The organism is Amaricoccus macauensis (assembly GCF_014201905.1).
Classification (GTDB): domain Bacteria; phylum Pseudomonadota; class Alphaproteobacteria; order Rhodobacterales; family Rhodobacteraceae; genus Amaricoccus; species Amaricoccus macauensis.
This window is the reverse complement of the sequence record NZ_JACHFM010000004.1, coordinates 106,073-118,619: the sequence shown is the minus strand read 5'-3', so window position 1 is coordinate 118,619 and position 12,547 is coordinate 106,073. Positions and strand designations below refer to the sequence as shown.

The 12,547-nt window shown below is 67.2% G+C and carries 12 protein-coding genes; 9 read left to right on the top strand and 3 right to left on the bottom strand.

What is annotated here, in order from left to right:
• The first annotated feature begins 2 nt into the window (after positions 1-2).
• From HNP73_RS17940 to HNP73_RS17925, 4 genes are all read left to right on the top strand, one after another.
• Positions 3-443 (top strand): DMT family transporter, encoded by a 441-nt coding sequence (locus tag HNP73_RS17940; RefSeq protein ID WP_184153074.1) that lies wholly within the window; start codon positions 3-5, stop codon positions 441-443.
• A gap of 92 nt (positions 444-535) precedes the next feature.
• Positions 536-1,168 carry a MarC family protein gene (locus HNP73_RS17935; protein WP_184153071.1) on the top strand — a complete coding sequence of 211 codons (633 nt, stop codon included), beginning with the start codon at positions 536-538 and terminating at the stop codon, positions 1,166-1,168.
• A 68-nt stretch (positions 1,169-1,236) separates the two neighbouring features.
• Entirely contained in the window at positions 1,237-2,904 is a 1,668-nt protein-coding gene (ettA, locus tag HNP73_RS17930) for an energy-dependent translational throttle protein EttA (RefSeq protein ID WP_184153068.1), read from the top strand.
• Positions 2,905-3,222: 318 nt separating this feature from the next.
• Positions 3,223-3,918 carry a chymotrypsin family serine protease gene (locus tag HNP73_RS17925; protein WP_184153064.1) on the top strand — a complete coding sequence of 232 codons (696 nt, stop codon included), beginning with the start codon at positions 3,223-3,225 and terminating at the stop codon, positions 3,916-3,918.
• A 136-nt stretch (positions 3,919-4,054) separates the two neighbouring features.
• On the opposite strand, the gene HNP73_RS17920 is transcribed toward HNP73_RS17925, so the two are convergent.
• A complete protein-coding gene (locus HNP73_RS17920) occupies positions 4,055-4,258 on the bottom strand; it encodes a dodecin family protein (protein ID WP_184153061.1) in 204 nt (67 codons plus the stop codon).
• A 274-nt stretch (positions 4,259-4,532) separates the two neighbouring features.
• On the opposite strand from HNP73_RS17920, the gene HNP73_RS17915 reads away from it, so the two are divergent.
• Both HNP73_RS17915 and HNP73_RS17910 read left to right on the top strand, forming a co-directional pair.
• Complete coding sequence (locus HNP73_RS17915; RefSeq protein ID WP_184153058.1) at positions 4,533-5,111, top strand: cytochrome b; 579 nt, start codon at positions 4,533-4,535, stop codon at positions 5,109-5,111.
• Positions 5,112-5,252: 141 nt separating this feature from the next.
• Complete coding sequence (locus HNP73_RS17910) at positions 5,253-6,716, top strand: protein adenylyltransferase SelO family protein (protein WP_221288818.1); 1,464 nt, start codon at positions 5,253-5,255, stop codon at positions 6,714-6,716.
• A 505-nt stretch (positions 6,717-7,221) separates the two neighbouring features.
• Here the strand turns inward: HNP73_RS17910 and HNP73_RS17905 are convergent.
• Positions 7,222-8,721, bottom strand: coding sequence for a CoA-acylating methylmalonate-semialdehyde dehydrogenase (locus HNP73_RS17905; protein ID WP_221288817.1), 1,500 nt, complete (start codon positions 8,719-8,721; stop codon positions 7,222-7,224).
• Positions 8,722-8,800: 79 nt separating this feature from the next.
• Here HNP73_RS17905 and HNP73_RS17900 point away from each other — a divergent pair, with 79 nt between their 5' ends.
• From HNP73_RS17900 to HNP73_RS17890, 3 genes are all read left to right on the top strand, one after another.
• Positions 8,801-9,736 carry a LysR family transcriptional regulator gene (locus HNP73_RS17900; protein WP_184153052.1) on the top strand — a complete coding sequence of 312 codons (936 nt, stop codon included), beginning with the start codon at positions 8,801-8,803 and terminating at the stop codon, positions 9,734-9,736.
• A 66-nt stretch (positions 9,737-9,802) separates the two neighbouring features.
• Positions 9,803-10,564, top strand: coding sequence for a sulfite exporter TauE/SafE family protein (locus HNP73_RS17895; protein ID WP_246399939.1), 762 nt, complete (start codon positions 9,803-9,805; stop codon positions 10,562-10,564).
• Positions 10,565-10,933: 369 nt separating this feature from the next.
• Positions 10,934-11,995 carry an acyltransferase family protein gene (locus HNP73_RS17890; protein WP_184153049.1) on the top strand — a complete coding sequence of 354 codons (1,062 nt, stop codon included), beginning with the start codon at positions 10,934-10,936 and terminating at the stop codon, positions 11,993-11,995.
• On the opposite strand, the gene HNP73_RS17885 is transcribed toward HNP73_RS17890, so the two are convergent.
• The gene (locus HNP73_RS17885; RefSeq protein ID WP_184153046.1) at positions 11,992-12,513 is read right to left on the bottom strand and encodes a cytochrome b/b6 domain-containing protein; all 522 of its coding nucleotides are present in this window, start codon (positions 12,511-12,513) and stop codon (positions 11,992-11,994) included. The two genes, HNP73_RS17890 and HNP73_RS17885, sit on opposite strands and share 4 nt — an antisense overlap.
• Between the last annotated feature and the right edge of the window lie 34 nt (positions 12,514-12,547).

Sequence of the window (12,547 nt, the reverse complement as noted above, 5' to 3'; positions counted from 1 at the left end):
CGATGCCGAATCTCCTCGCCTATCTGCTGGTCATCGGTGCCGGGGTCAGCATTGCCCTGCAACAGGTGCTGAACTCCAATCTTCGCGCCGAAATCGGCTCGCCCTGGTGGGCGGGCGTCGTCAGCTATCTCGGCGGCCTCATCGCAATCACCCTCGCCGCGCTGGTGATGGAGGGCCCGCGCCTGCCGGTGCCGTCCGCCAACGGGTCGTGGTTCTCGTGGACGGGGGGCGTCTTCGGCGCGATCTTCATCGCAATCGGCGTGCTCATGGTGCCGCGCTTCGGCGCCGCGACGGTGCTCGCGCTCATCGTTGTCGGCCAGATGCTTGGCTCGCTCATCTTCGACCACTTCGGCATTCTCGGCCTCGCCGAGCAGCACGCGAGCCCGCTCCGCCTGCTCGGCGCGGGCTTCCTCATTCTCGGCGTGGTGCTGATCCGCGCCTGACGCGGGACTGCTACGCCCCGTCGCCCAACCCCGGGTTGACCCACGCGGCGGTCCTCGCCAAGCTGTGGTGAGCCCGGCGGAGAAGACGACCCATGGACCCGACCTTCGGCCTGCGCTTCTTCGGCGCGCTCTTCGCGATCATGAACCCGCTCATGGTCCTGCCGCTCTTCCTGTCGCTGACCGACCGGTTCAGTGTCCACGACCAGCGCCGCACGGCACTGGCGGTCACCTTCTACACGCTCGTCATGTGCGCCGCGGTCGGCCTCGCCGGCTCGCACATCCTCGCCTTCTTCGGGGTGGGCATCGACGATTTCCGCATCGCCGGCGGCCTCGTGCTCGCGATCATCGCCCTCAACATGCTGAACGGCGCCGGCAACCCGGCGCACGAGGGCGGCAAATCCGAGACCGTCGAGCCGACCCGCATCGACGCGGTCGCGTTCTACCCGCTCACCTTCCCGATGGTCATCGGTCCGGGCACGATCACCACGCTTCTCGTCTTCCTTCAGGGGGCGCGCAGCTCGGCCGACTACGTGACGTTTGCCGGGGTGGTGGTTGCAATCGTGGCGATCCTCGGCGTCGTGCTCTACTTCGCCGCATCGATCGGCGAGCACCTCTCGGCAACCTTGCGAGTCATCATCTCCCGCCTGATGGGAATGATCCTGCTCGCCATCAGCATGAGCATGCTCGCGGCCGGCGTGAAGGCGCTGTTGCCGGGTCTCGCCTGAGCGGGTTTGCCTTCCGGCGCGAGACCGCCTAAATCCCGCGCCAACCCGAGATCCGAGAGGCGACTCCCATGGCGACCCCGCAGTATGTCTTCCACATGGACGGCCTCTCCAAGGCCTATGCCGGCGGCAAGAAGGTCTTCGAGAACATTCGCCTGTCGTTCCTGCCGGGCGTGAAGATCGGCGTCGTCGGCGTCAACGGCGCCGGCAAGTCGTCGCTGCTGCGCATCATGGCCGGCACCGACAAGGATTTCCAGGGCGAGGCGTGGGCGGCGAAGGGGGTCACCGTCGGCTACCTGCCGCAGGAGCCCGAGCTCGATGGCTCCCTCGACGTGCGCGGCAACGTCATGGAAGGCGTCGCGGCGAAGCGCGCCCTGCTCGATCGCTACAACGAGGTCGCGATGAAGGTCGCCGAGGACTACTCGGACGAGCTGATGGAGGAGATGACCACCCTCCAGGACCAGATCGACGCGCAGAACCTCTGGGATCTCGACTCTCAGGTCGACGTCGCCATGGAGGCGCTGCGCTGCCCGCCGGACGATGCGTCCGTCGACCAGCTCTCGGGCGGCGAGAAGCGCCGGGTGGCGCTCTGCAAGCTCCTGCTCGAAAACCCCGACGTGCTCCTCCTCGACGAGCCGACGAACCACCTCGACGCCGAGACGATCGCGTGGCTGCAGAAGCACCTGATCGAGTACAAGGGCACGATCCTGATCGTCACCCACGACCGCTATTTCCTCGACGACATCACCGGCTGGATCCTCGAACTCGACCGCGGCCGGGGCATCCCCTACGAGGGCAATTACTCGGCGTGGCTCGAACAGAAGGCGAAGCGCCTCGAGCAGGAAGCCCGCGAGGACAAGGCACGCCAGAAGACGCTCCAGCGCGAGCTCGAGTGGATCCGTCAGGGCGCGAAGGCCCGGCAGACCAAGCAGAAGGCGCGCATCAACGCCTACAACGAGCTCGCCTCGAAGTCGGAGCGCGAGAAGATCACGACCGCCCAGATCGTCATCCCGAACGGCCCGCGCCTCGGGCAGAACGTGATCACGGTGACGGGGATCGAGAAGCATTACGGCGATCGCGAGCTCATCTCCGATCTGTCGTTCTCGCTGCCGCCGGGCGGCATCGTCGGCGTCATCGGCCCGAACGGCGCCGGCAAGACCACGCTCTTCCGCATGCTGACCGGGCAGGAGCAGCCCGACTCCGGCACGATCGAATATGGCGAGAGCGTCGAGCTTTCCTACGTCGACCAGTCCCGCGACGCGCTCGATGCATCGAAGACCGTGTGGGAGGAAATCTCCGACGGCCTCGACGTGGTGAAGCTCGGCGACGCCGAGATGAACTCCCGCGCCTACTGCTCGGCCTTCAACTTCAAGGGCACCGACCAGCAGAAGAAGGTGGGCCTCCTCTCGGGCGGTGAGCGCAACCGCGTCCACCTCGCGAAGCTCCTGCGCGCGGGCGGCAACGTGCTGCTCCTCGACGAGCCGACGAACGACCTCGACGTCGAGACCCTGCGCGCGCTGGAAGACGCGCTGGTGGACTTCGCCGGCTGCGCCGTCGTCATCAGCCACGACCGCTTCTTCCTCGACCGCATCTGCACCCACATGCTGGCCTTCGAGGGCGACGCCCACGTCGAGTGGTTCGAGGGCAACTTCGAGGACTACGAGGCCGACAAGATCCGCCGCCTCGGCCCGGATGCCGTGGAGCCGAAGCGGATCAAGTACAAGAAGTTCGCGCGGTAAGACTGGACTGGACGACCGCCTTGAAGGACTGAACGGCCGGCCCTGCCACGACCGGCCGTTCGTCTGCGACGGCTTCCCCTGGCCAAGCGAACATCTTCGTCGTCGGGGAGGAACCCGGCAGTCAGAATGGGTGCCAACTGGTGGACGTTCTGGTCGCCCGCCACGGGGTTCGATCTCTCGCGGCCTTCCGCAGTGAGTATGAGGCGCAGACACAGCGGCGAAAGCTGAGCAAGCGTCCCACCCGATGCCGCTTGCCTTCCGCGCTGGAAAGGCCGACAATGACGAACTGCACATTCCCTCTTTCGGGAGAAGACGCGGATGTCTGGGCCTTATGTCTGGAAGGAGCGTCCGGTCGCGGCAGGGATCCAGATCGCGCGTGTGACGGCGCTCGCCATTCATCAGGCGTATGGGACGATCACCTGCTTCGTGCGGAAATACCCGCGCAACGGCGTCGTCGAGGCCGACGATCCGGTCTACCTGCTGACCGCCGGCCACGTCCTCAGCCCCAACAAGAAGAAGGATGGTATCACGCCAGTCGATGACGTGGTCTATCAGCCGGCTCCCGTGGGGTGGATCAACCGCATCGCCACGGTGGACGAGGTGCACTACGATGGCACGCTCGACGCCGGAACCGCGCTGCTCGACAGCGACGTGGACTTCCGCAACTACGCCTGGAAGATCGGAGCCATCAAGAGCATCGCGGCGCCGGTTCCCGGCATGAAGGTCGTGAAGCACGGCCGGAGCACCGGCAGGACGTACGGGACGATCATCGACGTGAACACCACGACCAACACCGGGGACATGGTGTTCAAGGATCTGATCTATATCTCGTTCGACAAGACGAATTCGGGAAACGACACCACGGCGGGGTTCTCGACCGAGGGCGACTCCGGGGCGCCGATCATCACCGGCGACGGGGTGCTCGTCGGCATCCTGCATGCCGACTACGACGGGGATGCCTACGCCATCAACGCCGGCACGGTCTTTGCGACGATGATGCTGCGACTGGCGTGAGACCGGCGCACACAGAAGACGACATCCGAGCCATGCGGCATTCGCGCCAGCGTCACACCCACCCGCCAATGCGGGCATCCGGGTTCCGGAGCGGTGAGCGGACTGGCGAGACGCTTCCGTCTCGCCAATCAGCCGGTCAGTCGTCGAGCACGAACGTCACTTTCATGTTCACCCGGTAGGTGGCGATTGCATCGTTCTCGATGGTGATGGTCTGTTCCTGAACCCATGCGCCCTGGACGTTCTTCAGGGTCTTGCAGGCCCGGTCGATGCCCTGCTTGATCGCGTCCTCGAAGCTCTGCTTGGATGACGAGGTGATCTCGGTCACGCGTGCGACGCTCATGGTGCTCTCCTTCGACGGGTCGTTGACCCCTGGGTTGCAGGCAGGCGTTTCGTCCACCACCAGCAGTCTAGCACATGATCGCGGAAATTCGACAGGCGCTGCCTTCCGGCCGCCGATGCGGGTCCCTGACTGCCCGGCTCGGGATTGGCCGCGCGGTTCCAGACGCAGCCGGGGTGACTGCACGCTCGCCTGATTGTCATCGTCAGACACGTTGCACTTGCGGCGAAATGCCGCATCTGTATTGCAACGCAACATAAACTACGAAGGACCATCAATGGCCTCCGCATCGCATCTCCCGGACAGCCCGGCAGGCTATGGCATCGTCACCCGCGCGCTCCATTGGGGCATGGCGGGACTTTTCCTCTGGCAGTTCGCGAGTGCATTGCTCCGGGTGTTCGCCGAAGACACCGGCGTCGAGCGGCTGTTCTGGTCGACGCACTACAGCGTCGGGTTCACCCTCTGGCTGCTCGTGCTGGTCCGGGGTGTCTGGGGTCTGGCGAACCTGCACCGCCGGCCGCGACCCGAGGGTTCGCCTGCGATGGCAAGGGCGGCGCGGGCCGGGCACCTCGCGCTCTATGGCCTGATGGTCGCCGTTCCGAGTCTCGCCATCCTGCGCGCAGTCGGTGGCACCCGCGGCTTCTCGGTCTACGGCGTGCAGCTCGCGGCGCCCCGCGAGGCCGCCGTCGCCTGGCTCACGGCTCCGGCGAACGCGCTGCACGGGCTCCTGGGCTGGGCGCTGCTCGCGCTCATCGTGGGGCATGTGGCGATGGCGCTCTACCATACCCGGATCCGCCGCGACGGCACACTCGAGCGCATGACCCGTGGCCACAGGGGCGAGGCGGCGCTGACCTGATGCGGCATCGGGTCACCGGACGCCACTGGACGGGGCCGCGCGGGCGGCCTAGGTCTCGGGACGAGCCGCCGCCGCGGCGACCGGAGACCTGATCCCCGTGAGTTCCCGTGATATCGACGGCCCGAACCAGGATCGTCCGGCATGTCCGACGGTCGTGCGCGCGGGCGCCCGATGACCTCGGGCTTTCATCCCGAGACCATCCACGCGCGCCTTGGCCCGGCGTTCTATGACCCGGTTCGCCCGGCGGACTTCCCCGAGACGATCCTGCGGTTCCGCAACGATCGCTGGGCGGCGCGGGTCGGGCTCGACACGTTGTCCGACACTGACTGGACCCGGCATTTCGGACGGTTCGAGCCGCTGCCGGGCAGCCTGCCTGAGCCGCTGGCGCTGCGTTATCACGGCCACCAGTTCCGGTCCTACAACCCCGATCTCGGTGACGGGCGGGGGTTCCTGTTTGCGCAGGCGCGCGATCTCGTGGACGGCCGGCTGCTCGATTTCGGCACCAAGGGGTCGGGTCTCACGCCGTGGAGCCGCACCGCCGATGGCCGGCTGACGCTGAAGGGCGGGGTGCGCGAGATCCTCGCGACCGAGATGCTGGAGGCGTTGGGGGTCTATACCTCGAAGACCTTCTCGCTGGTGGAGACCGGCGAGGCGCTGGAGCGCGGCGACGAGCCGTCGCCCACCCGCTCGTCTGTCCTCGTGCGGCTCTCGCACTCGCACATCCGCATTGGCACCTTCCAGCGCCTCGCCGCCCACCAGCAGTGGGACGAGATGCGCGCGCTCGTGGATCATGCGATCACGCACTACTGGCCCGAGGCGACGGGCGTCGGCGGGCTCTACGAGGCGATCGTCGGCGCCGTCGCCCGGCTCGGCGCGGAGTGGTTCGCCGCCGGCTTCGTCCACGGCGTGCTCAACACCGACAACATCAACCTGACCGGCGAGAGCTTCGACTACGGGCCGTGGCGGTTTCTCGACCGCTTCGACGCGGGCTTCACCGCTGCCTATTTCGATCAGTCCGGTCTCTATGCCTTCGCCCGTCAGCCGGAGGCCCTGCAATGGAACCTTGCGCGGCTCGGCGAATGCCTGATCCCGATTGCCTCGCGTGAGGCGATCGAGCCGGTCTTCGAGAGCTTCCCCCGCCACTTCCAGGCGGCACTGGCGCGCCAGACCTTCGCCCGTCTCGGGCTCGACTCCGACGATCAGCCGCTGATGCATGCGTTCTGGGGCGCGATGCAGGCGAGTTCGCCGCCGTTCCAGCAGGTGTTCCATGACCTGCTCGGCGGCGGCCTGCCCGAGCGGCTGGCGGCGAGCCCGATCCGCCCGGTCCTTGAGGCCGCCCCTTGGATCGAGGTGGTCGCGGGCCTGCGCGCGCTCCCGCCCATGCCGGGACTTGCGGCGGCGCTGGCGCATCCGGCGGCAGGTCGGCGGCCCGAGACCATGGTGATCGAGGAAGTCGAGGCGATCTGGTCGGCCGTCGACGCGAATGATGACTGGGCGCCACTTGCAGCGAAGGTCGCCGCCCTGCGCGAGACCGGAGCGATGAACCGTGCGCTTGGGCTCCTCACCGGACCGACGGGCCGGCAAGGCCACGTGCCGATCGGCTGAGGCTGGTGGCTTGACGCGCCCCGGGGGGGTCGGAAAGGAATCCCCCCGGGGCGCGCGCGCCCCGACGCCCTCCCCAGGACGCGCCGGACGCTTGCCTTTGCATGGCCGATTCCCGCGACCGTGCCCTTGATCTATATCATGATGCGGCACGGAACTGGCCAGATCTCAGTGATGTTTTGCACACTCCGGATGAGACGAAAGCATCTGGCTGTCGCATCGGCGTCACAGCCGGCGCTCGTGAAGCGAGCTTTGGTGTGCAGCGAGCTCGCGCAAGCCAGAGGGGCTTCGCGTCAACGCGAATGCCGGTTCGCGGCGCGGCCGCCGAACGGGCTTGCCTGCGCCGGTGTTTGGCGAGGCCCTGGATGGGCAGGTGCGCTGGTCAGTTGCGTGACCGGTGCGGTTGGGGGAAACCGCTGATCCTCGCGATGCCGCGAGATGGTTGCCGGAGGGAAGCTCGGCAGATTGCGGGCGGGGGCGACACGATGTCGCTCCCGCCCGCCGGGCGTCAGCCCATTGTCGGCATGACGAACTCGGCCTCGGAGCGCATGCCGGTCGGCCAGCGCGTCGTGATCGTCTTCAGTCGGGTGTAGAAGCGCACCCCCTCCGGCCCGTGCATGTGGTGGTCGCCGAAGAGCGACGCCTTCCAGCCGCCGAACGAGTGGAACGCCATCGGCACCGGGATCGGCACGTTGACGCCGACCATGCCGACCTCGATGTCGTGGGCGAAAGCCCGCGCCGAGTCGCCATCGCGGGTGAAGACCGCGACGCCGTTGCCGTACTCGTGCTGACCAACGAGATCGACCGCCTCCTGATAGTTCTTCGCGCGCACGACCGAGAGCACCGGCCCGAAGATCTCTTCCTTCCACACGGACATGTCGGCGGTCACGTCATCGAGCAGCGTGCCGCCGATGAAGTAGCCGTTCTCGTAGCCCTGCGGTGCCTTGAAGCCGCGGCCGTCGACGACGACCTTCGCGCCCTCCTTCTCGCCCTGATCGACGTAGCCGCGGACCTTGGCGAGGTGCTGGGCGGTGACGAGCGGCCCCATCTCGGAGGCCCTGTCGGTGCTCGGCCCGATCTTCAGCGACTCGATCTGCGGGACGAGCTTCTCGATCAGGCGGTTCGCGGTCTCTTCGCCCACCGGGACGGCGACCGAGATCGCCATGCAGCGCTCGCCGGCCGAGCCGTAGGCCGCGCCCATCAGCGCGCCGACCGCCATGTCGATGTCGGCGTCCGGCATGATGATCGCGTGGTTCTTCGCGCCGCCGAGCGCCTGCACCCGCTTCCCGTTCGCGGTGCCGCGGGAGTAGATGTAGCGGGCGATCGGCGTGGAGCCGACGAAGCTCACCGCCTTGACGTCGGGATTGTCGAGGAGGGCGTCGACCGCCTCCTTGTCACCGTTCACCACGTTGAAGACGCCGGCGGGGACCCCCGCTTCGTGCAGCAGCTCGGCAATGAAGAGCGGAGCGGAGGGGTCGCGCTCGGAGGGCTTCAGCACGAAGGTGTTGCCGCAGGCGAGTGCCACGGGGAACATCCACATCGGCACCATGCAGGGGAAGTTGAACGGCGTGATGCCGGCGACGACCCCGAGCGGCTGGCGCAGCGAGTGGCTGTCGACGCCGGTGCCGACGTTCTCGGTGACTTCGCCCTTCAGCAGGTGCGGGATGCCGACGGCGAACTCGACGACCTCGAGGCCGCGGGTCACTTCGCCGAGCGCGTCGTCATGGGTCTTGCCATGCTCGGCCGAGATCAGTTCGGCGAGCTTGTCGGCGTTCTCGACGAGCAGGGTCTTGAAGCGATCGAGGATGCGGGCGCGGCGGAGTGGCGGGGTCTTGGCCCAGTCCGGCCATGCCGCCTTCGCGACGGCCACCACCGCGTTCACCTCGTCGGTGGTCGCGAGCGGCACGCGCTTTTCCGCGACGCCCGTCGCCGGGTTGAAGACGTCGGCGAAGCGGCCGGACGTTCCGGGGACGGCCTTGCCGCCAACGTTGTGCGTGAGATCGGTCATCATGCTTCCTCCCGAGTTTGCCTCCCCGAAGATCGCATTGTAGAAAAGCGCAATCAACAGACGGAAATCAGGAACTGATATGCAAGAAACCGCATTCAGCCGGCTTAACTGGGATGACTGTCGGCTGTTCCTTGCGGCGGCGCGGGCCGGGCAGATCCTGGCGGCGGCGCGGACGCTCGGGCTGAACCAGGCGACGCTCAGCCGACGCATCGCCGGGCTTGAGCACGATCTGGGGGCGAAGCTGCTGGTGCGGCGCACGCACGGCAGCGAGCTGACCGATGCGGGGGCAGCACTCGTCGAGGCGCTGGAGCGGGTCGAGGCGGAGCTTCTCGCGTCGCAGGCGCACCTTCAGGGTGCCGACGCCGCGGTATCGGGCGTGGTGCGGGTCGGTGCGCCGGACGGCTTCGGCGTGGGCTTTCTCGCTTCGCGGCTGGCGCGGCTGGCGGCACGGCACCCGGACCTGACCGTCCAGCTCGTGCCGACGCCGCGCGGCTTCTCGCTGTCCCGGCGCGAGGCGGACATCGCGGTGATGGTGGGCCGCCCGGAAGCGGGCCGGTTGGTGGCGCGGCGGCTCACCGACTACACCCTCGGGCTCTACGCCTCGCGGGGCTATGCCGACGCGAATGGGCTGCCGGAAAGCCTCGCCGGGCTCAGCGAGCACCGGCTCGTCGGCTACGTCGAGGATCTGGTGGCGGCGCCCGCGCTCAACTACGCGCAGGAGTTCCTTCGGAGCTGGCGGTCAAGCGTCGAGATCACCAGCGCGATCGGGCAGCTCGCGGCCGTGCGCGCCGGGGCCGGAATCGGGGTGCTCCACGACTATCTCGCCGCTGACGAGGCGGATCTCATTCCGGTTCTGCCAGGGGCGCGGGCGATGCGCTCGTACTGGACCGCGATGCACGAGAACCTGCGGGATGTGGGCCGGGTGCGGGCGGTGTCGGACTTCCTCGGTGAGATCGTGCGCGAGGCGCAGCGCGACTTCGTCATTGCGGCGGACGGGCCGGCGCACGGCCGTTGACCTCGGCGGCACTCAGGCCGTAGGGCGGGCGCGCGGCCGGGCCGGGGCCGCGTGAGGAGACGTGCCTTGGGCCTGTTCGACCAGTCGTTCGCCTATCTTGTCGTCGCGGTGCTTGCCGCGTTCATCGTCGGGCTCTCGAAGGGCGGTCTGCCGGCGGTGGGCTCGCTCGCCGTGCCGCTCATGGCACTGACGATTTCGCCGGTCGTCGCCGCGGGGCTCCTGCTGCCGATCTACGTGGCCTCCGACGTGGTGGGGCTCTGGCTCTACCGGCGGGAGTTCAGCGCGCGGAACCTGCAGATTCTGATCCCGGCGGGACTGCTCGGCGTGCTGATCGGCTGGATGGCCGCCGAGGCGGTTTCGGAGGAGACGGTCCTGCTCTTTGTGGGCTTTGTCGGGCTCTTCTACTGCCTGTCGAGCTGGCTCCGGCGGGTGCCAGCGGAGCCGAAGCCGGCGGACTGGCCGCGCGGGCTGGCGTGGGGAACGCTCGCGGGGTTCTCGAGCTTCGTCGCCCACTCGGGAGCCGCGCCGTTTCAGGTCTACGTCCTGCCGCAGCGGCTGGAGAAGATGGTCTTCGCCGGCACCTCGACGATCCTTTTCGCCGTCATCAATTTCGCGAAGATCCCACCCTACTGGGCGCTGGGCCAGATGAACCTCGGGACGGTGGAGAGTGCGGCAATCCTGATGCCGATCGCCATGGTGGGCGCGGTGTCCGGCATGTACATGACGCGCCTGCTGCCGGAGAAGGTGTTCTTCGAGATCGTGCGGATCGCGCTCTTCCTCATCTCGCTGAAGCTCGTCTGGGACGGGATCGCGGCGTATCTGCGCTAGCGGTCTCGCGTAGCGGACTGCGAAGCAGCGTTTGTCGGAGGGTCTGGCGCTGCGGCCGGGTTCGGCGGGATCACGATCCGGCAGGCGCCGAGATGAAGATCTGCGGATCCTTCACACACGCCCGATCAGCGAACTCCGGCGGAGAGGCTCGCCGGGGCCGATCTGCCCGTGTGGCCTTCGAAGACGGTGGCCGGAGCAGTGGCGATCATCGGGACGATATGGTGGCCGGCAACACGTCGTATCACCATGAATTATTGCACATGTCATGCGGGGGTGATCAACGTTGCGTCCGGGACGCACGAAGCGACCCCAGCGGAAGCAGAGCACCGATCTGGTCAAGAGGGATGCAGGATGTCTCAGAGCCCTGAAGTGCAGCAGAAGGACAACCAGATTCCGCTTCTGACCGGGTTGCGGGGCCTGGCGGCTGGCATTGTCCTCGTGTCGCACAGCGCGATCGTCGGGATGCTTCCATCGGCACTGGGCTACGGCTTCGGTCAGGTGGGGGTGATGATCTTCTTCGTGCTGAGCGGGTTCCTGATGGCCCACCTCTACCTCGACAGGGCGCCTGACAAGCGGAATGTCACGTCCTACATCCGGGCGCGCGTCGGCCGCGTCGTTCCGTTGTACCTCTCGGTGGTCTTCGCCTCGATCGTGATCTCGAACTCCATCTACCCGGACTTTCGCTACCCGTTCCCGATCGGGGACACGGCGACGATCGCCAAGGCCGTCCTCTTCGTCCAGGCGCCACGGGAGCTGTGGACGATCCCGGTCGAGGTGCAGTTCTATGCCGTCTTCATCATCGTCTGGCTGCTCCGTCCGAAGCTGGGGTGGCCGGCCATCTTTCTGGTTGGCGCGATGGTGATGGTTCCCGCCGTGATCTATCTGGGGCTCTACCGGATCAAACCCGCGATCCTCCCGACATACGGGTTCGCCTTCTTTATCGGCGTCGTCGCGGCAGAGTTTCTGCCTCGCATCAGGAAGCTGAAGGGAAGGCTTCCGGCAACCGCCGGTCTGGTATTTCTGGCGCTGCTCTTCGTGAACCTTCCCGCCGTACGCGATCAATTGCACCTCTCGGTCGCACCGGGGAATGTCTATACATCCACCTGGCTCGATCCGGTCACCTGGTTCATCGTGTGCGGGCTCTTCGTCTGCGCACTTGTGGAATCGCCAGGTCTTGCGGTTCTGGATTCTCGGCTCTTCGTGTTTCTCGGAAATATTTCGTACGGACTCTATCTGCTGCACTATCCGATTCTGGAGATCACCGCCCGGTTCGTGGGGACGTCATTCCTCGGCCTGCTTGTCGGCGTTGGCGCGTCCGTCGGTCTTGCGTGGGCGTCGTACCGCTGGTTCGAGCTGCCGGTGATGGAGATCATCCGCGGCCGGCGAGCCTTGCGAACCTCTCGCGCCGACGGGCCTGCGACCCGGGCCTAGAGCGGTGGCCACATCCGCCGGACGATGCCGTCGCGCTGCACGCCGTGCCACGTGGCGGCGGCGACGTGGAGCGCGATGAGGGCGAGAAGGCCGATGATCGCCGTGGCGTGGACCCTCTTGGCCACGGCCGCCACCGCCTCGTTCTTGTCGAAGAGCGGTGGAATGCCGAGGGCGTTCAGCGCCTCGATCGGGAAGCCGCCGGTGGTGACGCGGACGTAGCCGCTGATCGCCATGATCAGAAGGAACACGTAGAGCCCGGCGTGGACTGCGGACGCGGCCCGGCGCTGCACCAACGGCAAGTCGGCGGGCAGCGGCGGCGCCGGGTGGAAGGCGCGCCAGCCGAGACGCAGCACGACGACGATGAACACGACCGGACCAAGCCCCTTGTGGAGGATGAACAGGCGATCCTGCACGCCGCGCGGGATCTCCTGTATCATCGTCAGTCCGACCGGTATCATCACCATGACAAGAAGCACGGTGATCCAATGGAAGAGCCGGGAGACGCGCCCGTACCGCACTGTTTTTCCTCCCGCCTGCGGGACCACCCGACTG

What these genes read in the sequence shown, in the direction of transcription:
- HNP73_RS17920 (WP_184153061.1), bottom strand. Translation starts at nt 4,258, where the DNA reads ATGAGCGTCGCACGCGTGACCGAGATCACCTCGTCATCCAAGCAGAGC.
- HNP73_RS17940 (WP_184153074.1), top strand. Translation starts at nt 3, where the DNA reads ATGCCGAATCTCCTCGCCTATCTGCTGGTCATCGGTGCCGGGGTCAGC.
- HNP73_RS17925 (WP_184153064.1), top strand. Translation starts at nt 3,223, where the DNA reads ATGTCTGGGCCTTATGTCTGGAAGGAGCGTCCGGTCGCGGCAGGGATC.
- HNP73_RS17935 (WP_184153071.1), top strand. Translation starts at nt 536, where the DNA reads ATGGACCCGACCTTCGGCCTGCGCTTCTTCGGCGCGCTCTTCGCGATC.
- ettA (WP_184153068.1), top strand. Translation starts at nt 1,237, where the DNA reads ATGGCGACCCCGCAGTATGTCTTCCACATGGACGGCCTCTCCAAGGCC.
- HNP73_RS17910 (WP_221288818.1), top strand. Translation starts at nt 5,253, where the DNA reads ATGTCCGACGGTCGTGCGCGCGGGCGCCCGATGACCTCGGGCTTTCAT.
- HNP73_RS17900 (WP_184153052.1), top strand. Translation starts at nt 8,801, where the DNA reads ATGCAAGAAACCGCATTCAGCCGGCTTAACTGGGATGACTGTCGGCTG.
- HNP73_RS17905 (WP_221288817.1), bottom strand. Translation starts at nt 8,721, where the DNA reads ATGACCGATCTCACGCACAACGTTGGCGGCAAGGCCGTCCCCGGAACG.
- HNP73_RS17915 (WP_184153058.1), top strand. Translation starts at nt 4,533, where the DNA reads ATGGCCTCCGCATCGCATCTCCCGGACAGCCCGGCAGGCTATGGCATC.